Genomic DNA, 19265 nt, shown 5'->3' with positions numbered 1-19265 from the left:
AGATCGCCTTTGCCCTATAGCCTTCCTTGGAGACCGCCATGCCCGCCGCCTACATCGACCCCCGCAACGGTAAGCTCTATCCGCTGGATCAGCCGCGCTGGTGCTCGGACGAGCGCACGCCGCTGCTGGTGACGGCGGGGGCCGGGATGTCGCGCGAGGACATCGACGGCCGCACGCGATCGCTCTGGCGCTACCGGGCGGCGCTGCCGGTCGAGATCACGACTCCGATCACGCTCGGCGAAGGCTGCACGCCGCTGGTGCAGCAGGCCTGGGGCGAGCTGCGCCCGTTCTTCAAGCTCGAATGGTTCAACCCGACCGGCAGCTTCAAGGACCGGGGCTCCGCCGTAATGCTGTCCTTCCTTCGTCAGATCGGCGTCGACGCCATTCTGGAGGATTCGTCCGGCAATGGCGGCTCATCGATGGCGGGGTTAGGTGCCGCCGGCGGCATGCGCGTGAAGATTTTGGCGCCGGCATCGACGTCGCCGGCCAAGATCGCGCAGGTCCGCGCCTATGGCGCGGCGGTGCAGCTCGTCGAGGGCCCGCGCGAGGAATCGGAGGCCGAGGCGATCCGGCAATCCAGCCAGACCTTCTATGCCAGCCACAACTGGCAGCCCTTCTTTCTCGAAGGCACCAAGTCGCTCGCCTATGAGATCTGGGAAGACCTTGGCTTTCGCGCCCCGGACAACGTCATCGTGCCGGTCGGCGCCGGCAGCAGCCTTTTGGGTTGCGCCTTTGGTTTCCGTGAGCTGTTGAAAGCCGGTCAGATCACCAGGCTGCCGCGCCTGTTTGCGGCGCAGCCGCTCAATTGCTCGCCGATCGATGCGAGCTTCAAGGCGGGCGTCGACACGCCTGTTGCGCGCGAGGTGAACAAGACCATCGCCGAAGGCACCGCGATCAAGCATCCGCTGCGCCTGCGCGAGATCATCGGCGCCTTGCGCGAGAGCGGCGGCGGCACCGTCGCGCTCACCGAGGATGAGATCGTCGCAGCGCTGCGGCGCCTTGCGCGGCAGGGCCTGTTCGCCGAGCCGACCAGCGCCAGTGCTGCCGCCGCGCTGGACAAACTATCCGCCACGGATGCCATCAAGGCGAACGAAACCACGGTCGCCGTCCTCACCGGCACCGGCCTCAAGGCTGCGACCATCGTCGCCGATCTCGTGCAATAGGAGCGCGAAGGAGGCGAAGCCGTCGCCGTCATGGGACCGCGTTGAACCTTTGGCATCCGTCGTCAGCCTCATGAAGGCCGACATCGAGCGAAGGGAGAGTTCCATGCCCGATCAAGACCCGTTTGCTGGTTTCAAGGCCGTCCAGAAGGAAGCCTGGTCGCTGTTCACGCCGATGGAAGTGTTCACGACACCCTCGGCCGCCAAGCTCGTGAGCTTCGCCGGAGTCGCGACCGGCCAAAGGCTGCTCGACGTCGGATGCGGCACCGGCGTTGCCGCGATCACGGCGGCGCGCCGCGGTGCGAAGGTCAGGGGCCTCGACCTGTCGCCGGTCCTGATCGATCGCGCCCGCGAGCACGCGCAGCTGGCGAACCTCGATGTCGACTTTGCCGAGGGCGACGCCGAAAGCCTGCCCTATGGCGACAACGAGTTCGACGTGGTGCTCAGCCAGTTCGGCCACATGTTCGCGCCGCGTCCCGAGGTCGCCATCGGCGAGATGCTGCGCGTGCTGAAGCCCGGCGGCACCATCGCCTTCTCCACCTGGCCGCCGCATCTCTATGTCGGGCGGATGTTCGCGCTGATCTCCCGCCATCTGCCGCCGCCCGAGGGCGTGGCATCACCGGTGTCATGGGGCGATCCGAAGATCGTCGCCGAACGTCTCGCAGGGAAAGCGAAGGACATCGCCTTCGACATGGACATCATGACGCCGTCCGCACTCAGCCCGCAGCATTTCCGCCGCACCATGGAAACGACGATCGGGCCTTTGATCAAGCTCATTGCCCAGTACAAGGACGAACCGGACAGGCTGCGGAGTTTTCGCAACGAGTTCGAGGCGCTGATTTCCGAATATTACGACGGAAGCAACAACGTGATGCGCCAGCAATTTTTGATGTCGAAGGCGAGGAAGGTGTGACTGCTTTCTCTTCTCCCTTGCGGGGGAAGAGCGCCTCATTCCTTCAGATCGTTCACGCGCTTCACCCAAATGCGCACATCGGTGAGCACGCCGGGCAGCACCGCCTTGACCTCCTGTATGGTCATGCCGGCCTTGATGCGGGGATCGTAGAGCAGGTTGAGGATGTACTGGTCGTAGACGTCGAAATAGCCCATCGAGACGTTGTCGTTGAACATGGTCCAGGGCACGCTCGCGGTGTCGTTGATCGGGCCGAGCGATTGCAGCAGCTCCTCATAGGCGCAGTCGAGGAAGGTGAAATCGCCGTTGTCGACGGTGAGGATGACGTCGGAATGCTCGATCTCGAAATTGTCGTTCTTGCGGAAGCCGGACAGGCATTGCGGATCGAGCGAGGTGCGGATCTCGCGGGCCTTCTCCGCACCGTAGAAGCTTGAGATGGTGCGGAACAGATCGCGGTCGCGCACGAGCTTCACCCGCACATTTGCGGCCTCGCTGCTGTCGATCATGGCGATGTCGAGATGCTGCACGCGCTTGCCGATGTCGGCCACGACCTTTGCGAGCTGCGCCTTGCGGTCGGCGCGGTCGCTCTCGGCGAACACGCGCACCGGTCCGTCGAACTTGCGGATGCGGTCGACGCGGCCGGCAAGATGGTATTCGGCGCCGAACGCCGTCTTCAGAAAGCCATCGACGATTTCGCCGTCGGTAAAGCTCTTCTTCTCGGCGCGCTGGCGCGAGGCGATCGCGGGCAATTCGCCCGCGACGGCGATGGTAGCGGTGTCAGGGGCAAACGCGACGGTGGCGAGCGCCAGCAGGGCGATGCGAAAGCCGGACGAAGACGGGGCCAATGCGCTCATTGCCAGGCGACGCTGCCGTATTCGGAACCGACGCACAAGACCGCATATCCACGCGCTCGCCGGTTCCTGCTAGTTGTTCAGCACGACCACGGTGGTGCCGACCCCGACGCGGCCGTAGAGGTCGGTGACGTCGTCGTTGGTCATGCGGAAGCAGCCCGAGGACACCGCCTGGCCGATCGTCTCCGGCTCGTTGGAGCCGTGGATGCGGTAGAGCGTCGAGCCCAGATACATCGCGCGCGCGCCGAGCGGATTCTCGACGCCGCCCTTCATGTGACGCGGCAGGTCCGGCCGGCGCGCCAACATCTGCGACGGCGGCGTCCAGTCCGGCCATTCCTTCTTGGCGGTGATCCTGTGCACGCCGCCCCAGCGGAAGCCGTCGCGGCCGACACCGATGCCGTAGCGCAGGGCCTGACCGTTCTGGAGCACCAGATAGAGCCGGCGCTCCGAGGTGTTCACCACGATCGTGCCGGGGGCGTAATTGCCGTTGTACATGACGGTGGTGCGGGGAACCGGGCTCGAGCCGCCGCGGAAGAAATTCGGGCCGCCGCCCATGATGTCGCGGGAGTCGAACTCCTCGGCGAAGGCGCCGCCGGCGGTCGCCGACAGCAGTGCGATGGCGGCAATCGGCGCGGCAAAAAACCGGATCATTGTTTCCCCCAGCAAAAAAATCGATTCAACTGAAGTCACAGGCCATATTTGCGAGCTTTCCGCAAGCCACGGCACCGTGAGGGAGGCATCCTTAATGAATGGCGTTACCAAATCGGCAACCATGCCAATTTGCCGGAAAGCATTAGCCAAACGGGCGCATCGCAGGGCGGCGATGCCGGCTATTGCTTTGACGAGACGAGCGAACAATGATTGATCGGACGGATTGTTGGAACATTGCCGGTTGCGGGAGCTGACGGATGAACGGTGCGGAAAGTCTGGTGCGGACGATGGTCAAGGGCGGGGTCGACGTCTGCTTCTCCAACCCCGGCACCTCCGAGATGCATTTTGTCGCAGCGCTCGACCGCGTGCCCGGCATGCGTTGCGTGCTCGGCCTGTTCGAAGGCGTGGTGACCGGCGCCGCCGACGGTTATTTCCGCATGAAGGGCACGCCGGCCTCGACGCTGCTGCATCTCGGTCCCGGCCTCGCCAACGGCCTTGCCAATCTGCACAATGCCAAGAAGGCGAATTCCGGCATCGTCAACATCGTCGGCCAGCACGCCGTCTACCACATCGGCTACAACGCGCCGCTGACCTCCGACATCGAGGGCCTGGCCCGGCCGATGTCGTCCTGGGTCCGGACCTCGCCGAACTCCAAATCGGTCGCCGCCGATGGTGCCGCGGCGATCGCCGCCGCCAAGAGCGCGCCGCCGCAGATCGCGACCCTGATCCTGCCCGCCGACACCGCCTGGAACGAAGCGGACGGCATCGCCGAGGTTCCGGCCGAGCAGCAACGCGCGAGCTATTCGCCACAGGCGGTCGAGCAGGCCGCAAAGATCCTGCACGGCGACGGCGAGGGCACGCTGCTGCTGATGACCGGCAGTGCGCTGAGCGAGCAGGGCTTGGCGCTGGCCGAGCGTATCGCCGCCAAGACCGGCTGCACCGTGATGGGCCCGACCTTCCGTCCCAGGATGGCGCGCGGCCGCGGCCGCTTCTCGATCGATCGCATCCACTACGTGATCGACAACGCGCTGCAGATGCTGGCGAGGTTCCGCCATATCGTGCTGGTCGAGTCCGACGATCCCGTGGCGTTCTTCGCCTATCCGAACAAGCCGAGCATCCTCAAGCCCGAGGGCTGCGACGTGCATCGCATGACCTCCTGGGGTGAGAATTCGGTCGCGGCGCTGGAAGCGCTCGCCGGCGCGGTGAAGGCCAGCGCGAAGGACGTCAAGCCGCAGGTCCCGGCCGAGCTGCTCAAGCCGAACGGCGCATTGACCCACGCCTCGATCGCCCAGTCGATCGCCTATGCGATTCCCGAGAATGCGATCCTGGTCGACGAATCCCTCACCACCGGGCGCGCCTTCTTCCCGCCGACCGCGGCGGCTGCTCCGCATGACTGGCTCCAGAACATGGGCGGCTCGATCGGCTTCTCGACGCCGCTCTCGATCGGCGCCGCGATCGCCTGCCCGGATCGCAAGGTGATCTGCATGGTCGGCGACGGCAGTGCGATGTACACGATCCAGTCGCTGTGGACGCAGGCGAGAGAAAACCTCAACATCGTCACCATCGTGTTCGCCAATCGCATCTACCAGATCCTGCGCGGCGAGTTCGACAATGTCGGCGCTGGCGAGCCCGGCCAGCGTGCCAACGACATGCTTCGGCTCGACCGGCCGGCGCTGGATTTCGTGGCGCTGGCCAAGGGCATGGGCGTGCCCGGCCGCGCCGTCACCAACGCGGACGAGTTCAACAAGGCGCTGGCCGAGGCCGTCGCCGAGCCCGGACCGCGGCTGATCGAAGTCCAGATGTAGGGCACCGCATCAGGAGCGCCGAGGGCCCGGAGGCAAGATGCAGACCGAGCTGAACAAGGTGATCGCGGCGCTCCGGGACTTCTACGCCCACGAAGCATTCCTGTTCGCGAAGGACATCGGCGAGCGTGCCATCACGCACCGCTTCGCCGTACATCTGGAGAAGCAATTCTCCGGCTGGTCGGTCGACTGCAACTACGACCGGCTCGGCGAGCGTACGCTGCATCTGCCGCACGGCACCATCATCTCGACCGACGATCATCTGGGCAAGTCGATCTACCCTGATGTCGTCGTGCATCAGCGCGAGATCCCGAACAATTTGCTCACCGTGGAGATCCGCAAGGCGAGCAATCACACCGCGCTCGACCACGACCAGCACAAGCTGATGGCGCTGACCGATGCGCATGTCTGGTTCGCCTTCTGGATCGGCGTGCTGCTGGTGCTGGACAAGGACCATGTGACGATCTCGGAAGTCTATGTCAGCGGCGTCCTCGATCAGCCGATGTCGCGCTGGTTCGCGACGCGGCTGGAGGAGATCGGCCTGAGGGCCGCGCGGTAAGGCGCGTGCCGAGATTGTCGCCTTTAATTCAGCTATTGCTTTGAGTCATAACCCAAGCGCGATCTCAGCCCATTTCAGCATGCGGTCGCTATTGAGGAATGACAGCACCGCCGGCTCCAGTGACGCGGTCGCGCCCGGTGCGAGCAAAGCCGTCGCGGCCACCATGTCGCAGCGTTGATTGAAGGCGAGTGAGAGCGCGGCCTTCGGATTCCCCTCAACGCGATATGCCCGGCTGCGGCCGCGCATCGGACCGACGACGATCTCTCGGCCGGCAGCCGTCGGCGTTGCCTTCCCAATCAGCGCCAGGTCGCCCATCTGTTCGAGGTCGCCGTCGTCGGCAACGCCGGTGGCGCAATTGCAAAACCCGAGCTTGTGGCGAACGTAGAGCTGGACCTCGCCACCGCAATCTTCGGCCTTGCAGCGAAACGCCTTTCCTTTCCCCCAGGGATCCGCGCCGAAAGGCCAGTCGATTTCCGTCCACACCGGGCGGACCTCGCCGGAGGCCGCTGTTGCGCGTGCCGGTTCGCCGGATCGCAATATCCAGAGCGCTGCGGCTGCGCAGAGCAGCGCACTGGCTGCGCTGATTGCAACGAATTTGTTTGTCAGGCGCATGGAAGTTGCCGCGGCACCTTTGCTAATTCTGAGCCATCAACTTTCGTGCGGCCGCGAGGTCTTCCCGAGACGAGTCGCCATTTCTCGCCGTTTCGACGACTTTGGCGTAATACTGGCGGGCCTTCACAGTATCCCCCGCTTTCTCGGCCGCGTGAGCGGCGCCGATCGTCGCGCCAAAGCGGTTCGGCTCCTTGCGCATGGTGCTTTCGAACGCGACCAATGCCTCCGTCGCCATGCCGCGTTCGAGCAGCATGGTCCCGTAAAGCTCGCGTGCGGGGGCAAGCGGACCCGGCGTCACGATGGATTTTTCGGTCTTGTCTTCGGCATCGGCGGCAAGGCGCATCGCTTCCAACGCATCCGCCTGTTTCCCCAAGGCGTTGAGTTGCCAGGCTGTAGCGACCTGCCGCTGAATGTCCACGATTTCGGCCCAATAAGCGTCCTTGTCCTGCTGCAGCTTGTCCCGCAACTCCGCCAGCTTGGCGATGTCCGCCGTTGCCGCGTCTGCATTGCCGGAGCGCGCGGCGCCAAGGGCGCGCGCGAAATAGGTGATGGCGTCGACATAGGCAAACCGGCTCGGCTCGACCTTCAGCGCGGCAGCACCCTGCCAATCACCGCGCTCGACCATATAGCGCGCTTGGCTGGCCGCGATCGCGTAGGGACCGGCGCGGACAGCCGGCGCATAGCCAGTGGTCGCAATCATGTCCGCGATGACGTCGCTGGCTCGGCTGTCTTGCGCAAGCTGGAGCAGCGCGTAGACCATATAGTCGTCGGCATGCAGCTGCTCGCTGGGGTCCTTGCCCTCCTTGGCAGCCTTGGCGGAACGGCTATTGGCGTCAATGGATTCGTTCCAGTAGCCGACGCGCGTGAAGATGTGCGACGGCATATGCAAGGCGTGCGGTGCCGCCGGCGCGATCTCGGAGTAGCGCTTGGCAGCGTCGAGTCCTTGCTCTGCGATCGCCGGATAGTCATAGAGATGGATCAGGTAATGCGCGACGCCGGGATGCCGCGGCTGGCGCTTGAAGATCGGCTCCAGGATAGCGGCGCCCTTGAGCTGGTTGGCATATGACTTGTCGTTTGGTGACGCCGTGACATTCAGCGTGATGGCGTAGGCGATCTGCGCCTCGTCATCATCGGGATAGCGCGCGGCGACGGCTTCGGTTGCCTTGAGATAGGACTGCGCGCGCTGGCCAAACGTCGTCTTTTCGTCGCCCGAATAGAAGGCCAGCAGCGCGTCGATATAGTCACGTTCGCGTTCGCTCTTGGCGCCGAGTGCCTTGGCCTTCTGCAGCGCGGCGAGACCTCCGGTGAGGTTTTCCTTCGGCGCGGCAAAATGCGGATTGTACAGCAGGCTCAGGGCAATGCCCCAATAGGCGATCGCGCATTCCGGATCGGCCTGCAGCGTCTCCTCGAAAATTTCCTTTGCGGGCCGGTACCAGAACGAGTGCTGATAACGCATCCCGCGATCAAAGCGGCGCTGCGCCACCTCGTTGCAGGAGGTCTGGAAGTGCACCTTGCCAAATTGCTCATCGGCCCCGTCCTCCGCGCGTGCGGCAGGCGTGCCGGAAATCGAGCCTAGGGTAGCGAGGGCGAGAAGAGAAATGGTTCTCAAGGCGAGCGCGCGCATCGGCCCCTCCGTTTTCTGTTCAGAATAAATCTGGTCAGATGGCGCCGATCAAACCGAGGGCGCCGAAGTTCGTACTGCTGAGATTGGCAATGGCAATTGTTGCTAAAGGATTTCTCCATTCGAGATGCGAGTCAACAGGAAGCGGACAGATTTGCGTTAGGGAAGCACGCCTGCCAGGATCCATCCGCCCGCGCGTCGAGGCGAGTGGGCCACAAGGCCGCTCGCACGACGAGCGGCCTTGCATCATCGTCCCTCATCCGCTCAATGCAGCGGATCGCCTTGGCCGAGCGCGTAGGCGACGAGGTCCTTCAGCGCGAAGCCGGAGCCGGTCACCGGCGTCCATTGCGGGTCGAGCGACAGCACGGAGGAATTATCTCCGAACATCATGCCGAGGAAGACCTCGGCGACGATGCGACCGCCGACCGGTCCGAGCTGCGGTGTCCTGACCGTGGCGGGCCCGCCGGTGGCGGAGATTGCCATGTCCGTCGCGTTTTGCCGCGCCTCGGCGAGGATGTAGGCCCACAGCGGGCAGTTGTCGGCAAACACGCCGTTTGCGATGGTCGCGATCTTGACTTGCGGATCGCCCGTCCCGGGCTCGTCGACCGCCTTGCCGATGATGATGTCGTCGTCGCTCAGCGGCGTCAGGTTCATCGCCCTGGCGACGGCCTGGCCCGACGGCAGCCCGAGCCGCCAGCTGCGCTCGAGATTGCGTAGCGCCAGCGACGCCGGATTGGATGCGACTTCCGGCGGCAGCTTGCGCAGCGGGTCCACCAGCGAGGCATCGATGCGATAGGCGAACTGCAGCCGCCTCTTGTTGTCGGGATTGGTGTCGTCGTCCTCGACGCCATAGGGGCGCGTGTCGAGATCGATGAAGCGGCCCCAGTCCATGGCACGTCCCGGTCCCATAGCACGGAAGCCGGTCAGTGCGTTGTGGTCGGGATTGTTGGGATCGGGGAAGATCTGCAGCAACATGTTGGCCGCGTCGTTGAGCCGGTAGCCGGGGCGGATCATGGAGTGCCCGAGCCGGTAGGCCGCGACCGAGAACTCGACCGGCATGAACGGATAGGTCTTCCAATGGTAGTAAGCGAGCTTGCTGCGGTCGTAGTGACCTGCGGTCTTCAGCTCGTCCAGCACGCTGGCGTGGACGATGCGCGGCAGGAAGTCGTTCAGCACCACGTACTGATAGTGGAATCGAACGCGCTGCTGCACGTCTTCGAACGACAGGCTGTCATTGTCGTCGACCATGCGGTTGTGAAAGCGCAGCATCAAGGCCTGGAATTGCGAGACGATGCTGTTCTCGTCGTTGCGGGGATCGCCGATCAGCGCGCGGCCCTTGAAGCGCGGCAGGTCGACGGCATCGGGCACGCCCGCGCCGGTGACCTTCTCGCCGAGCCGGAACTTGATGCCGTCATACATGTAGGGCTGGTCGTTCGGACCGCGGCCGTAGACATTGTCCATGTCGAGCGACGGCGTGCGGAAGTCGACGAGCCCGTCGGGATCCTGCTGCTTGGTCAGCGAGCTGACCGGATCGAAGGTGATGTCGTGGTCGACGAACTGGCCGAAATAAGTGTAGAGCGAAGGAATGCCGCTCTCTTCCGCGTCCGGCCCGTCCTTCGGCCCGTCGAAGCCGGCGATCATCTTGTCGGCGAGCGCCGACAGGTTTGCGATCGTGCCGGAATCGTTCGGGCCGAATTTGGCCGGTGCGAGCTTGCGGAACATGCGGCCGAAGCGGCCTTGCGAAAGCGGCGAACGCGTTGCGTTCAGACCGCGCGGAACAATTGCGTGGCGGCTGCTCATTGAAACACCTTCCTGAAAAGTCGGATGAAACAGTTCGGGCTCAAGTTTCTCGCGCTGGGTTTGCAGCCTAGGCGCGATTACGCCTGCCACGAGCGAGATGGATCACAATTGCCCGGCATCGAAATTTTCGGTAGGTGCGGCTTTCCCGCAAGCCACGGCTGCGCATCGTGAATTTCTTCGTGGCGATGACGGATAACATTCTCGTCATCGACGGACGCAGGCGGGTTCGCACAGTTTCAATTCGCCGAGGCGTCGGCGAAATGGATCGGTTTCACGCAAAAATGTGGCGGCGCGCGCGTCATGCGCGCACGCCGCCAATTCGTCAGTAGTCGCGCTGCTGCGAGAACGCGTAGCGCGGGTTGATGCCACAATAGGACGACGTGCCGGACGCGGTGGCGAGGCACTGCTGATAGCTGGCAAACTGGCAATTGCCGGGGTAACCCCACGAGCGGCCCTGGATGCAATATCGATCGTTCGCAGGATGTGCCTGGGCTGCCGGGGATGCTACGGCCAGCAGGGCCGCGAGCGATGCGAGAGTGAGGATGGTGCGACGCATGTCAGTCTCCTTCGTGAGCGAGTGGGTGGGAATGTCAGCGAGCCTGGCTCGTCTGCTGCAAAGTCATGCCTGTGTTGGTGTCGCCGGAATGCCTTGCGTTCGCGACAAGGCACATCATGACGCAGCTTGCCGCCGGCAATGTGATCTCGGCCACAGTTCACGACGGGGTTCCGGCCTATCGTGAGCGGACTTGCACGCGTCGATCCCGGAGAACTACGCTTGCCTTATTCGGATCAGGTCTTTTGGAGGTTCTAATGCAGAAATCATACTTGCTGGCTGCGACAGCAGCGCTGGCGCTTCTCATGCAGACACCGCTCGCGTTGGCGCAGGGCGCACCGGCCGCCGCCGGAACCGCGGCGCCTGCGGCGACAACCGCCGCGCCGGCAGCGACGACGACCGCGCCGGGCGCAGCCAACGACGCTTCCAGCCAGCCGACCGACTCCAAGAAGAGTGCGTCGAAGAAGCCGGCGAAGAAGAAGATGACGCGGCAGCAGGAGATCGACCACTCGGTCGACAGCGGCACGGTACCCGCGCGCTACCGCAGCTCGGTGCCCAAGCAGTACCAGCAATACATTCCGTTCGATAAGCAGTGACGGATCGCACGGCGGCGCGGCGTGATCGGGCGTCGCGTCGCCGGTGCCATCGCGTAAAAATAGGACCTTGGCCGGGGCGAAATCCGGCCATACATCCCCGGTGGCGGTCCGCGCGAGCGGTGCTAGAGTAGGCCGAAGCTTGGGGGGAGTTATGAGTGACGACGTGAGGGATGCTGGCCTTGTGGCCATGATCAGCAGCATCCTGGGAGGCAACAAGCGCGCCGCAGAAAGTGTCGCGCCGCCGCCGCTCATCGAGGTTCCGCCGCCGACAGCACCGACGAACGGGTTTGAGCTGGTCGAGCCCACCCCCGATACACCGCCGGCCAAGCTCGAGAACAACTCGGAGAATGATTCCGGGGACGCGCCCGATGTGACGCCGGCTGCCGCAAAGCCGGTCGAGCCGCCGGCGAAGATCGCCACGACGCCTGATGGCAAGCAGTTGCTGCCTGCTGAAGCGATCGCCGATCTCGTCCTGGGTGAGCTGCGCAAGCTCGAGAATTTTCCGGCGACCGGCGCCTCCGTGACGGTCTATGGTTACAGGCACTGGAATGCGATGATCACCTTCGCGCCGTTCTCGACCACGTTCCGGGATGCCACGCGGTTCCGCCAGGCCATGCCGGACATCGTCTTCAATCTGCGCCGTTTCGTCGAACTTGAGATATGATCGTGGCCGTGAGCCCGAACAGTTCGACAGGATTTTCGACTTGAGCGTTGCCTTTACCAAAGAAGAGAGCGCGGAAACCGCCGCCGAGACGCTGTTGCCGGATCGGCCGATCTCGCCGCATCCGAACCTCGTGACGGAAGCGGGCTTGCAGGCGCTGCAAAGACAGCTTCAGGACGCGCGCGAGGCCTATGAAGCCGCGCAGGCCATCGAGGACGTCAACGAAAAGCGCCGGCAATCGGCGGTGCCCTTGCGTGATGCCCGCTATCTCACCGAACGGCTGCGCACGGCGCAGGTCGTTCCCGCCCCAGCCTCGACCGACACCGTCGCCTTCGGCAGCACGGTGACCTTCAGCCGCGCCGATGGCCGCGTGCAAACCTATCGCATCGTCGGCGAGGACGAAGCCGATCCCAAGGCCGGCACGATCTCGTTCGTGGCGCCGGTGGCAAAGTCGTTGATGGGGAAGGGGGTCGGGGATGTCGTGGGGACGGGTGCGCAGGAGATCGAGATTCTGTCGATTGGGTAGGGGACGTTTATCGATGGTTTCCGCTGTGTCCGCGCAACAAGGCGCGATAGCTGGATGAGGCGGTTTCTGTCGGGGGCGTTGCCGTTCTACGCGCTGGCCGGGTTGGCCATGTGCATGTATCTCGTCCTGTACAAGACTGATCTCTTCGACCTGAACGCCATCGTCCGGGATGCAACCGGTTCGGCGTGGTTTCCGGTCTTCATATTCGTCTGCGTGCTGCTGGAGGCGGTCTTCCCGTATTTTGGCTATTTCCCCGGAACCGCTCTTATCCTGATGTCCGTGGCGCTCAATCCGAAGCCTGCGGACGTCTCCGTTTTTATCGTGGCGTGGCTGGCTATCATCGTCGGCGCCGTCCTGAGTTACGGGCAGGCTCGTTTTTTCAGACCGCTGTTGCAGCGGGTCGCCTCAAAGGCGGCCCTGAACCGGTGTGAGACCCTCCTCGACGCCTACGGTCCTTACGCGCGCATTGCCCTGTTCGTTCATCCCAACGCCTGCGCGATGTATTTCACGGCACTCGGTCTCCTCGGCCGCAACCTGACGCGCGAGCTCGCCTATCTCGGCGTGGGCGCAGCAGCCTCCGTGGGCGTTCTGTTCGTCGTCGTGACCAGACTCGTGTCGTCCGTAGGCACCACCGACGACGGGGAATTGCAGCTGCTGCTGGCCGCAGCACTGGTCGCCATCGGGACCCTGGTCGGTCTGTACGCAGCCTGGCGGCCGGCGCGGGCGGCTTGAAGCTCGAGGTGGCGTGCGCGTCAGCCGGCGCGGTCTCACCCCTTGCTCCGTCATTACGAGCGCAGCGAAGCAATCCAGAATTCCTCCGCGGAAAGACTTTGGATTGCTTCGCTACGCTCGCAATGACGAGGGGAGATCATGCGCAAAACAAAAAGCTGATGCGCAAGGGCGATGACCCAATCCCGCTCAGGCCACCGCGACGATGCCATCATGCCGGTGTTTTGCCCGGCAAGTCAAATCCGATTTCGGAAAAATAGTATGGTTGTAACCCATTGATCCGACTGGGGTCGGCTACTGTGCATGGGGTTGTTTTCGACTTTTTGATTGAGACGGTCCCGACACGCCTGCAGCCGTCGACGACGGGTCCGCAATCAGCAGGGTTCAGGAAGGTGGATGGTGGGCGCACAAGGGATCGAACCTTGGACCTCTCCCGTGTGAAGGGAACGCTCTCCCGCTGAGCTATGCACCCGAAACCATCATGCAGGCGGCCCGACTTTCGGCCGCCGACGCTTTGGAGCCCGCGATTTAGAAGTGCGGGCCGAACGTGTCAAGTTTCGAGGCGCCCGAAGACGTTAAAAGCGGCCCGGAAACCTTCCGCAGACCGCGCAATTCGGCGGTGAGACCGTTTGGAGCTGCCTACGCGCCCTGCTGGCGGGCGCGGGAGGCGTGGGCCTGGAGCGCGCGGATGCGTTCGGCCAGTGTTCCGCCGCCTTCGGGCAGGGTGCCTGCGGCCGTGCCGTTGGTCGGGGCGTCATTGGCCGGGCGCGGCGCCGGCCTCGGCGGCTGGCCGGCCTCGGCCGCGAGCAGGGCCTCGATCGGCGAGTTCGGGCCTTCGAGTTGCATCGCGAGCTTGGCCACTTCGGCTGCGATGTCGTTGATGCGTTCGCGCAGCAGCGCGTTCTCCATCCGCTCGGTCGCCCAGGAGCTTTCGGCCTGTTGCTGGATCGCGTTGATGTCGCGCTGGAGCTTGGCGCGCTCGTCGCGGGCGGTGCGCAGCTGCTCTTCCAGCGCGGTCTTTTCCGCGCGGATCGATTCCATTGCCGCCGACGATTTGCCGCCGCTCAAGGCCGCGATCTCGACGCGCAGCTCCTTGACGGTGCGCTCGGAACTCTCATTGGCCTGGCGCAGCTGGTTGTTCTCATAGTCGCGCTCGGCGAGCAGCTTGCCCTGCGTGGCCAGGCGGCCCTCGAGATCGCCGACACGGCCCGACAGCATCTCGGCTTCCTTCACCTGCACGATGAGCTGGCGATCGAGGTCGGTGACGCGCTGGCTCAGATTCTCGACGCGCCCGCGGGCGTCGCCGAGCTCGCGCGAGGCGGTCTCGGATTCGGTGCGCTCCTGCGCCAGCCGCGCCTGCGTCGCGGCAAATTCCTTTTCGGCGTCGCCGACGCGGTTCTTCAGCTCCTCGATCTGCGCACGGACCGCGACCAGCTCGACCTGACGGCTCTCCGCCATCATCGAGCGGTCCGACAGTTCGGAATTGATCTTTGCGAGTTCGCCCTGCTTGTCCGTCAGCGCGAGCTCGGCGGCGCGCAGGGCTGCGGTCTTGGTGTTGAATTCCTCTTCGGTGGCGCGGAGCTGCTCCTTCACCGCCTTCTCGCGCGCTTCGAGCGCGAAGATCGTGGCGTTCTTCTCGCCGAGTTCGATCTTCATGCGGTTGATGGCGTCGCTCTTCTTGCCGAGCTCGGCGAGCTGGCTCGTGGTCTTGTTCTTGAGCTGGTCGACGCTCATCTCCAGCCGTCGCGCCGACATGGCGAATTCGGCGCGGAGCTGGTCCTTGTCGGCCTGGATCTCGGCCATCGACAACGGCGTGGCGGCCTCGAGCCGGCGCGTGGTCAGGCGCACGGCGCGGTTATGCACCAGCGGCACGATCGCGAGCCCGCACAGCATCGAGAGCAGGAAACCGATCGCCAGGTACATGATCGGTTCGACCATGGGCCAGAACTCCCAAAGCTAAGGAAAAATTTACCAAGGACATTGCATGCGGGGCCGGCAAAAAGCCAGCCCCGACATGTCGTTAACCTTGATCCGTCGCCGCAGGGGAAAGCGGAACGCTAGAACGGGTTCCAGGTCGCGCGCGGGGTGAATTTCAAATAGCCGATATTGGCTCCCAGCCGCAGGCCGAGGCCCGAGCGGATCGGCACCAGCACGATGTTGTTGGCGGTGAGCGCCGTCATGCCGAAGCCGCCGATGATGTAGGCCGAGCCGTCGAGGCCGGCGAAGCGCTGGTAGATCGCGTTGGTGGCAGGCAGATTATAGACCAGCGTCATGGTGCGCGCGCCGTCGCCACCCCAGTCGAAGCCGAGCGAGGGACCCTGCCAGTAGACCCTGAGGTCGCCGGCGTTCTTGGTGTAAAGCGTGCCTTCGCCGTAGCGCAGGCCGGCGACGAAAGCGCCGGAGCCCTCCTCACCGAGGATATAGCCGTTGGGCAGGCCCCATTGGCTGACCGCCTTCTCGATGATCGAGGCGAGACCGCGCGAGACGTTGCCGAAGAAGCGGTGGCCGGCGTTCACGAGTTCGTCCGGCCCATAGGTGCTGGGCGTCTGGGTCCGCTGCGGCGGCGGCAAATCGGGCGGCGGCGGCTGCTGGGCGGAAGCCGGAATGATCCACCCGACCATCGCGGCAAGCGCGACTGCGGCAAGGCGTGATGCGAAAGTCATAAAAGAACCCCTGGTATCGAATCCGGTCGCTTCCTTAACCTGACGCCAACAGGCACGGCTCTAGGTTGCGCCGGATGTCCCCTCGACTCGGATGTTATCCGCAGCAACTATGACGGCAGAACGGCAGGAAGCCAGCCCTTTGCGCCCCGGAATTGCCTTGATCGGCCTTCTGGTCTGCATGCTGTCGGGCATTTGGATCCTCTGCGCAGGGGGGCCGGCGCAGGCGGCCACCACCGAGCGGATCGTCGTCAACCGCTTCAGCGGCGTGGCGATCGAGGGCTTCGACCCCGTGGCCTATTTCGTCGCTGGCACGGCCGTGCAGGGGACCGCCGAGTTCGAGGCGAACCTGTGGGGCGCAGTCTGGCGCTTTCGGAACGAGGGCAACCGGGCCTCTTTCCTGGCTCATCCAGAGGTCTACGGGCCGCAGTTCGGCGGCTACGATCCGGTCGATATCGCCCGCGGGGTCACCATCGCCGGCAACCCCCGTTTCTTCGCGATCGCGGCGCAGCGGCTCTATTTGTTCAGCCGGGAAGCCAATCGTGACGGCTTCGCCGCCAATCCCGAGCGCTTCCTCTATGAGGTGGGCAAGCGCTGGCCGGCCCTCCAGGACAAGCTCAGCCAGTAGCGCCCTTACGACGTCAGACTCTTGCCGCCTGCGGGTCACCCCAGGCGATGAACTCCGGGATGATGAAGCCGCCATCGTGCCGCTCGCCGAAGCGGAGCGCGCCGCCCTTGCCGTCGGTTACGCTGCCGCCGGCTGCGGTCACGACCGCGTAGCCCGCCCCGACGTCCCATTCACAAGTGGGCCCGAAGCGGGGATAGATGTCGGCACTGCCTTCCGCGATCCGGCCGAATTTCACGGCCGAGCCGACCGTCTTTCTGACGGCGTTGGGGCGGTGATCGATGAAGGCCTCGGTTCTGGGATCTCCATGCGAGCGGCTCACCGCGGCGATCCATGGCTCGCCCAAGGGCGGCAACTTGCGGGTATGGATCGGCTCGGCAGCGCCGATCGTCGCGCCGTCGAACCTGACGCGCTCGGCGCCGCGGCCGACGATGCCGCGCCAGAGCAGCCCGAGTGCGGGCGCGCTGACGATGCCCAGCAGCGGCACGCCCGATGTCACCAGGGCAAGGTTGACGGTGAACTCGTCGCGCCCGGCGACGAACTCCTTTGTGCCGTCAAGCGGATCGATCAGGAAGAAGCTGTCGCGGAACGGCGGCGAGGCCAGCTGGGTCCGCTCTTCCGAGAGCGTCGGGATGTCGCCCGCAAGCTGCGCCAGCCCGTCCGCGATGATGCGGTCGGCGGCAAGGTCGGCCTCGGTCACCGGCGAGCCGTCCTGCTTGCCGTCGACCCGCATCGCCGCGCGGTTGACCGCGAGGATGGCTTCGCCCGCCTCCACCACCAGCGCGGTGAGCGGCTCCATGAGGTGGGAGGCGGCCGCGCCGTCGATGATCCGTTTCACCTGCATGCCTCATTCATCGGCAATTCCATCCCTGCTCGAGTGATTCGCCGCGGCATTAGGGCCGGTTCGAACCGATCGCAAGCTAGCTGCCATGGGCTTGCGAATGTTAGAACCTGCGGCATTCGTCAAGCATGCTTGATTCGCCGCGTCCGCGCCGTGCAATTCCAGGAACCCTTTATGTCTGACGCTTCGTCACCCGCTACCGTTGCCGCTCCAGATGCGCTCGAACTCGCTGCGCTGCTGTGCTCGCGGGTCTGCCACGATCTCATCAGCCCTGTCGGCGCCATCGTCAATGGGCTCGAAGTGCTCGACGACGATCCCAAGCCCGACGACCGCGAGTTCGCACTCGACCTGATTCGCAAGAGCGCGAAAACCGCCTCCGCCCGCCTCCAGTTCTGCCGTCTTGCCTTTGGTGCGGCCGGCTCGTCCGGCGCGCAGATCGATCTCGGCGATGCCCAGACCATGGCGCGCGGCCACATCGAGGACGGCAAGTGCTCGATCACCTGGAATCTGCCGCGGATCCTGCTGCCGAAGAATCGCGTCAAGCTGTTGCTCAACATGCTGGTCGTTTCGCAGCACACGATCCCGCGCGGCGGCACGCTGACGATCGATCCGATCGGCGAGGGCGAGACGATGAGCTTCCGCATCACCGCGACCGGACATAATGCGCGCCTGCCGCAGAACATCTCCGAGCTCCTGAGCGGCGAGCGCGGCCCGGCCGCCGATGCACATGCGATCCAGCCTTATTATACGCGGCTGTTGGCAGAGGCTTGCGGGCTGACCGTGAGGCTCGCGCATGAAGGCGAGGCCATCACCATTATCGCGTCGTAGACACGCCGCCGCTCTCAAACGTTAATCGAATCTTTACGAGGCGCTTCGGCTTGTCCGGAGCGCCTTATCTCTTTGTTGATTCCGTTCTTTTCCACATACTCAACCATTATTAAACGCTTTGCGGTGAAGCTGGCCCCATTCCGAATTGGCGCATCACGTCTTGTGTGCGCGCCCTCCCTGTATGAAGGCCTGTTTTCATGGATGATCTGTTGCGGGAGTTTTTGACGGAAACCAGCGAGAGTCTGGACACCGTGGACAATCAGCTGGTGAAGTTCGAGCAGGAGCCGAACAACGCCAAGATCCTGGATAACATCTTCCGGCTGGTCCACACCATCAAGGGCACGTGCGGCTTCCTCGGGTTGCCGCGACTGGAAGCGCTGGCGCATGCCGGCGAGACGCTGATGGGCAAATTCCGTGACGGCATGCCGGTGACCGGGCAGGCGGTGACGGTGATCCTGTCCTCGATCGACCGCATCAAGGAAATTCTGGCCGGGCTGGAGGCGACCGAGGCCGAGCCCGAGGGTACCGACCGCGACCTCATCGACAAGCTGGAAGCGATGGTTGAGCAGGGCATGGCCGCTATGTCAGGCTCGGCGCAGCCGATGGCTGCCGGTGCTGCTGCTCCCGTGGCCGAAGCGCCGCCGCTGGTGCCGGAAGCACCTGTCGCCGCTGAAGCCGCGCCGACCTCCGGCGTGCTGGCCGACCAGAGCCTGGAGCGTCCGCTGCGTCCGGGCGAAGTCTCGCTCGACGAGCTCGAGCGCGCCTTCCGCGAGACCGCGATCGAAGTCCCGGCTCCCGTTGCCAAGGCTGAAGTCAAGGCCGAGCCCGCGCCTGCCGCTGAAGCGGCAGTGGCTGTTGCCAAGGACGCTGCCAAGGAAGCCAAGGACGTTAAGGCGCCCAAGGACAAGGCCGCGCCGAAGAAGTCGATCGCCGACGAGGGCGCCGGCGAGGGAGCCAGCATTGCCAACCAGTCGATCCGCGTCAACGTGGATACGCTGGAGCATCTGATGACCATGGTCTCCGAGCTGGTGCTGACCCGCAACCAGCTGTTGGAGATCTCCCGCCGCAATGAGGACACCGAGTTCAAGGTGCCGTTGCAGCGGCTGTCCAACGTCACCGCCGAGCTGCAGGAAGGCGTCATGAAGACGCGCATGCAGCCGATCGGCAATGCTTGGCAGAAGCTGCCCCGCATCGTTCGCGACCTCTCGAGCGAACTCGGCAAGCAGATCGAGCTGGAGATGCACGGCGCCGACACCGAGCTCGACCGCCAGGTGCTCGAC

At 64.5% G+C, this 19265-nt stretch carries 20 protein-coding genes and 1 tRNA gene; 11 read left to right on the top strand and 10 right to left on the bottom strand.

Features of this window, described 5'->3' with window-relative positions:
• Nucleotides 1–38 precede the first annotated feature (38 nt).
• A complete protein-coding gene (locus N551_RS0100105) occupies nucleotides 39–1163 on the top strand; it encodes a threonine synthase (protein ID WP_027565215.1) in 1125 nt (374 codons plus the stop codon).
• 103 nt (nucleotides 1164–1266) lie between these two features.
• A complete protein-coding gene (locus tag N551_RS0100100) occupies nucleotides 1267–2073 on the top strand; it encodes a class I SAM-dependent methyltransferase (RefSeq protein WP_027565214.1) in 807 nt (268 codons plus the stop codon).
• A gap of 35 nt (nucleotides 2074–2108) precedes the next feature.
• Here N551_RS0100100 and N551_RS0100095 read toward each other — a convergent pair whose 3' ends face one another.
• Nucleotides 2109–2924, bottom strand: coding sequence for a DUF2927 domain-containing protein (locus tag N551_RS0100095; RefSeq protein ID WP_027565213.1), 816 nt, complete (start codon nucleotides 2922–2924; stop codon nucleotides 2109–2111).
• Between the two features lie 69 nt (nucleotides 2925–2993).
• The gene (locus N551_RS0100090; RefSeq protein WP_027565212.1) at nucleotides 2994–3572 is read right to left on the bottom strand and encodes a L,D-transpeptidase; all 579 of its coding nucleotides are present in this window, start codon (nucleotides 3570–3572) and stop codon (nucleotides 2994–2996) included.
• A 257-nt stretch (nucleotides 3573–3829) separates the two neighbouring features.
• Between N551_RS0100090 and N551_RS0100085 the strand changes: the two genes are divergently transcribed.
• Nucleotides 3830–5377, top strand: coding sequence for an acetolactate synthase large subunit (locus N551_RS0100085; protein ID WP_027565211.1), 1548 nt, complete (start codon nucleotides 3830–3832; stop codon nucleotides 5375–5377).
• Between the two features lie 37 nt (nucleotides 5378–5414).
• Nucleotides 5415–5933 (top strand): hypothetical protein, encoded by a 519-nt coding sequence (locus N551_RS0100080; RefSeq protein WP_027565210.1) that lies wholly within the window; start codon nucleotides 5415–5417, stop codon nucleotides 5931–5933.
• Between the two features lie 45 nt (nucleotides 5934–5978).
• Here N551_RS0100080 and N551_RS0100075 read toward each other — a convergent pair whose 3' ends face one another.
• The 4 genes from N551_RS0100075 to N551_RS0100060 form a co-directional block, all read right to left on the bottom strand.
• Nucleotides 5979–6545 carry a hypothetical protein gene (locus N551_RS0100075; protein WP_027565209.1) on the bottom strand — a complete coding sequence of 189 codons (567 nt, stop codon included), beginning with the start codon at nucleotides 6543–6545 and terminating at the stop codon, nucleotides 5979–5981.
• Between the two features lie 22 nt (nucleotides 6546–6567).
• On the bottom strand, nucleotides 6568–8169 hold the full coding sequence (locus N551_RS0100070; RefSeq protein WP_027565208.1) for a hypothetical protein: 1602 nt from the start codon (nucleotides 8167–8169) through the stop codon (nucleotides 6568–6570).
• Nucleotides 8170–8430: 261 nt separating this feature from the next.
• Nucleotides 8431–9966, bottom strand: a complete 1536-nt coding sequence (locus N551_RS0100065; RefSeq protein WP_027565207.1) for a heme peroxidase family protein — start codon at nucleotides 9964–9966, stop codon at nucleotides 8431–8433.
• Nucleotides 9967–10288: 322 nt separating this feature from the next.
• On the bottom strand, nucleotides 10289–10522 hold the full coding sequence (locus N551_RS0100060; protein ID WP_007596464.1) for a DUF3551 domain-containing protein: 234 nt from the start codon (nucleotides 10520–10522) through the stop codon (nucleotides 10289–10291).
• A gap of 254 nt (nucleotides 10523–10776) precedes the next feature.
• On the opposite strand from N551_RS0100060, the gene N551_RS0100055 reads away from it, so the two are divergent.
• The 4 genes from N551_RS0100055 (at nucleotide 10777) to N551_RS0100040 (ending at nucleotide 13034) form a co-directional block, all read left to right on the top strand.
• Nucleotides 10777–11115: a hypothetical protein gene (locus tag N551_RS0100055; RefSeq protein WP_027565206.1), complete on the top strand. Its 339-nt coding sequence runs from the start codon at nucleotides 10777–10779 to the stop codon at nucleotides 11113–11115.
• A gap of 151 nt (nucleotides 11116–11266) precedes the next feature.
• Nucleotides 11267–11779, top strand: a complete 513-nt coding sequence (locus N551_RS0100050) for a hypothetical protein (protein ID WP_027565205.1) — start codon at nucleotides 11267–11269, stop codon at nucleotides 11777–11779.
• Nucleotides 11780–11819: 40 nt separating this feature from the next.
• Nucleotides 11820–12302: a transcription elongation factor GreA gene (gene greA, locus N551_RS0100045; RefSeq protein ID WP_027565204.1), complete on the top strand. Its 483-nt coding sequence runs from the start codon at nucleotides 11820–11822 to the stop codon at nucleotides 12300–12302.
• Nucleotides 12303–12356: 54 nt separating this feature from the next.
• Nucleotides 12357–13034, top strand: coding sequence for a hypothetical protein (locus tag N551_RS0100040; protein ID WP_027565203.1), 678 nt, complete (start codon nucleotides 12357–12359; stop codon nucleotides 13032–13034).
• A gap of 394 nt (nucleotides 13035–13428) precedes the next feature.
• On the opposite strand, the gene N551_RS0100035 is transcribed toward N551_RS0100040, so the two are convergent.
• The 3 genes from N551_RS0100035 to N551_RS0100025 form a co-directional block, all read right to left on the bottom strand.
• A tRNA-Val gene (locus tag N551_RS0100035) sits at nucleotides 13429–13503 on the bottom strand.
• A gap of 167 nt (nucleotides 13504–13670) precedes the next feature.
• A complete protein-coding gene (locus N551_RS0100030; protein WP_027565202.1) occupies nucleotides 13671–14969 on the bottom strand; it encodes a hypothetical protein in 1299 nt (432 codons plus the stop codon).
• 119 nt (nucleotides 14970–15088) lie between these two features.
• Nucleotides 15089–15694, bottom strand: coding sequence for a DUF1134 domain-containing protein (locus N551_RS0100025; RefSeq protein WP_027565201.1), 606 nt, complete (start codon nucleotides 15692–15694; stop codon nucleotides 15089–15091).
• A 139-nt stretch (nucleotides 15695–15833) separates the two neighbouring features.
• Between N551_RS0100025 and N551_RS0100020 the strand changes: the two genes are divergently transcribed.
• Nucleotides 15834–16319: a YHS domain-containing (seleno)protein gene (locus N551_RS0100020; protein ID WP_027565200.1), complete on the top strand. Its 486-nt coding sequence runs from the start codon at nucleotides 15834–15836 to the stop codon at nucleotides 16317–16319.
• A gap of 13 nt (nucleotides 16320–16332) precedes the next feature.
• Here the strand turns inward: N551_RS0100020 and N551_RS0100015 are convergent, their stop codons facing one another.
• On the bottom strand, nucleotides 16333–17160 hold the full coding sequence (locus tag N551_RS0100015; RefSeq protein ID WP_027565199.1) for a 3'(2'),5'-bisphosphate nucleotidase CysQ: 828 nt from the start codon (nucleotides 17158–17160) through the stop codon (nucleotides 16333–16335).
• Between the two features lie 171 nt (nucleotides 17161–17331).
• Between N551_RS0100015 and chpT the strand changes: the two genes are divergently transcribed.
• Nucleotides 17332–17985, top strand: coding sequence for a histidine phosphotransferase ChpT (gene chpT / locus N551_RS0100010; protein ID WP_027565198.1), 654 nt, complete (start codon nucleotides 17332–17334; stop codon nucleotides 17983–17985).
• Between the two features lie 197 nt (nucleotides 17986–18182).
• Nucleotides 18183–19265: Hpt domain-containing protein (locus N551_RS0100005; RefSeq protein WP_027565197.1), on the top strand; the 1083-nt coding region annotated here is incomplete at its 3' end.

Origin of the sequence: Bradyrhizobium sp. URHA0013 (genome assembly GCF_000518345.1) — a bacterium.
Classification (GTDB): Bacteria; Pseudomonadota; Alphaproteobacteria; order Rhizobiales; family Xanthobacteraceae; genus Bradyrhizobium.
This window is presented reverse-complemented; position numbering and strand designations above follow the sequence as displayed.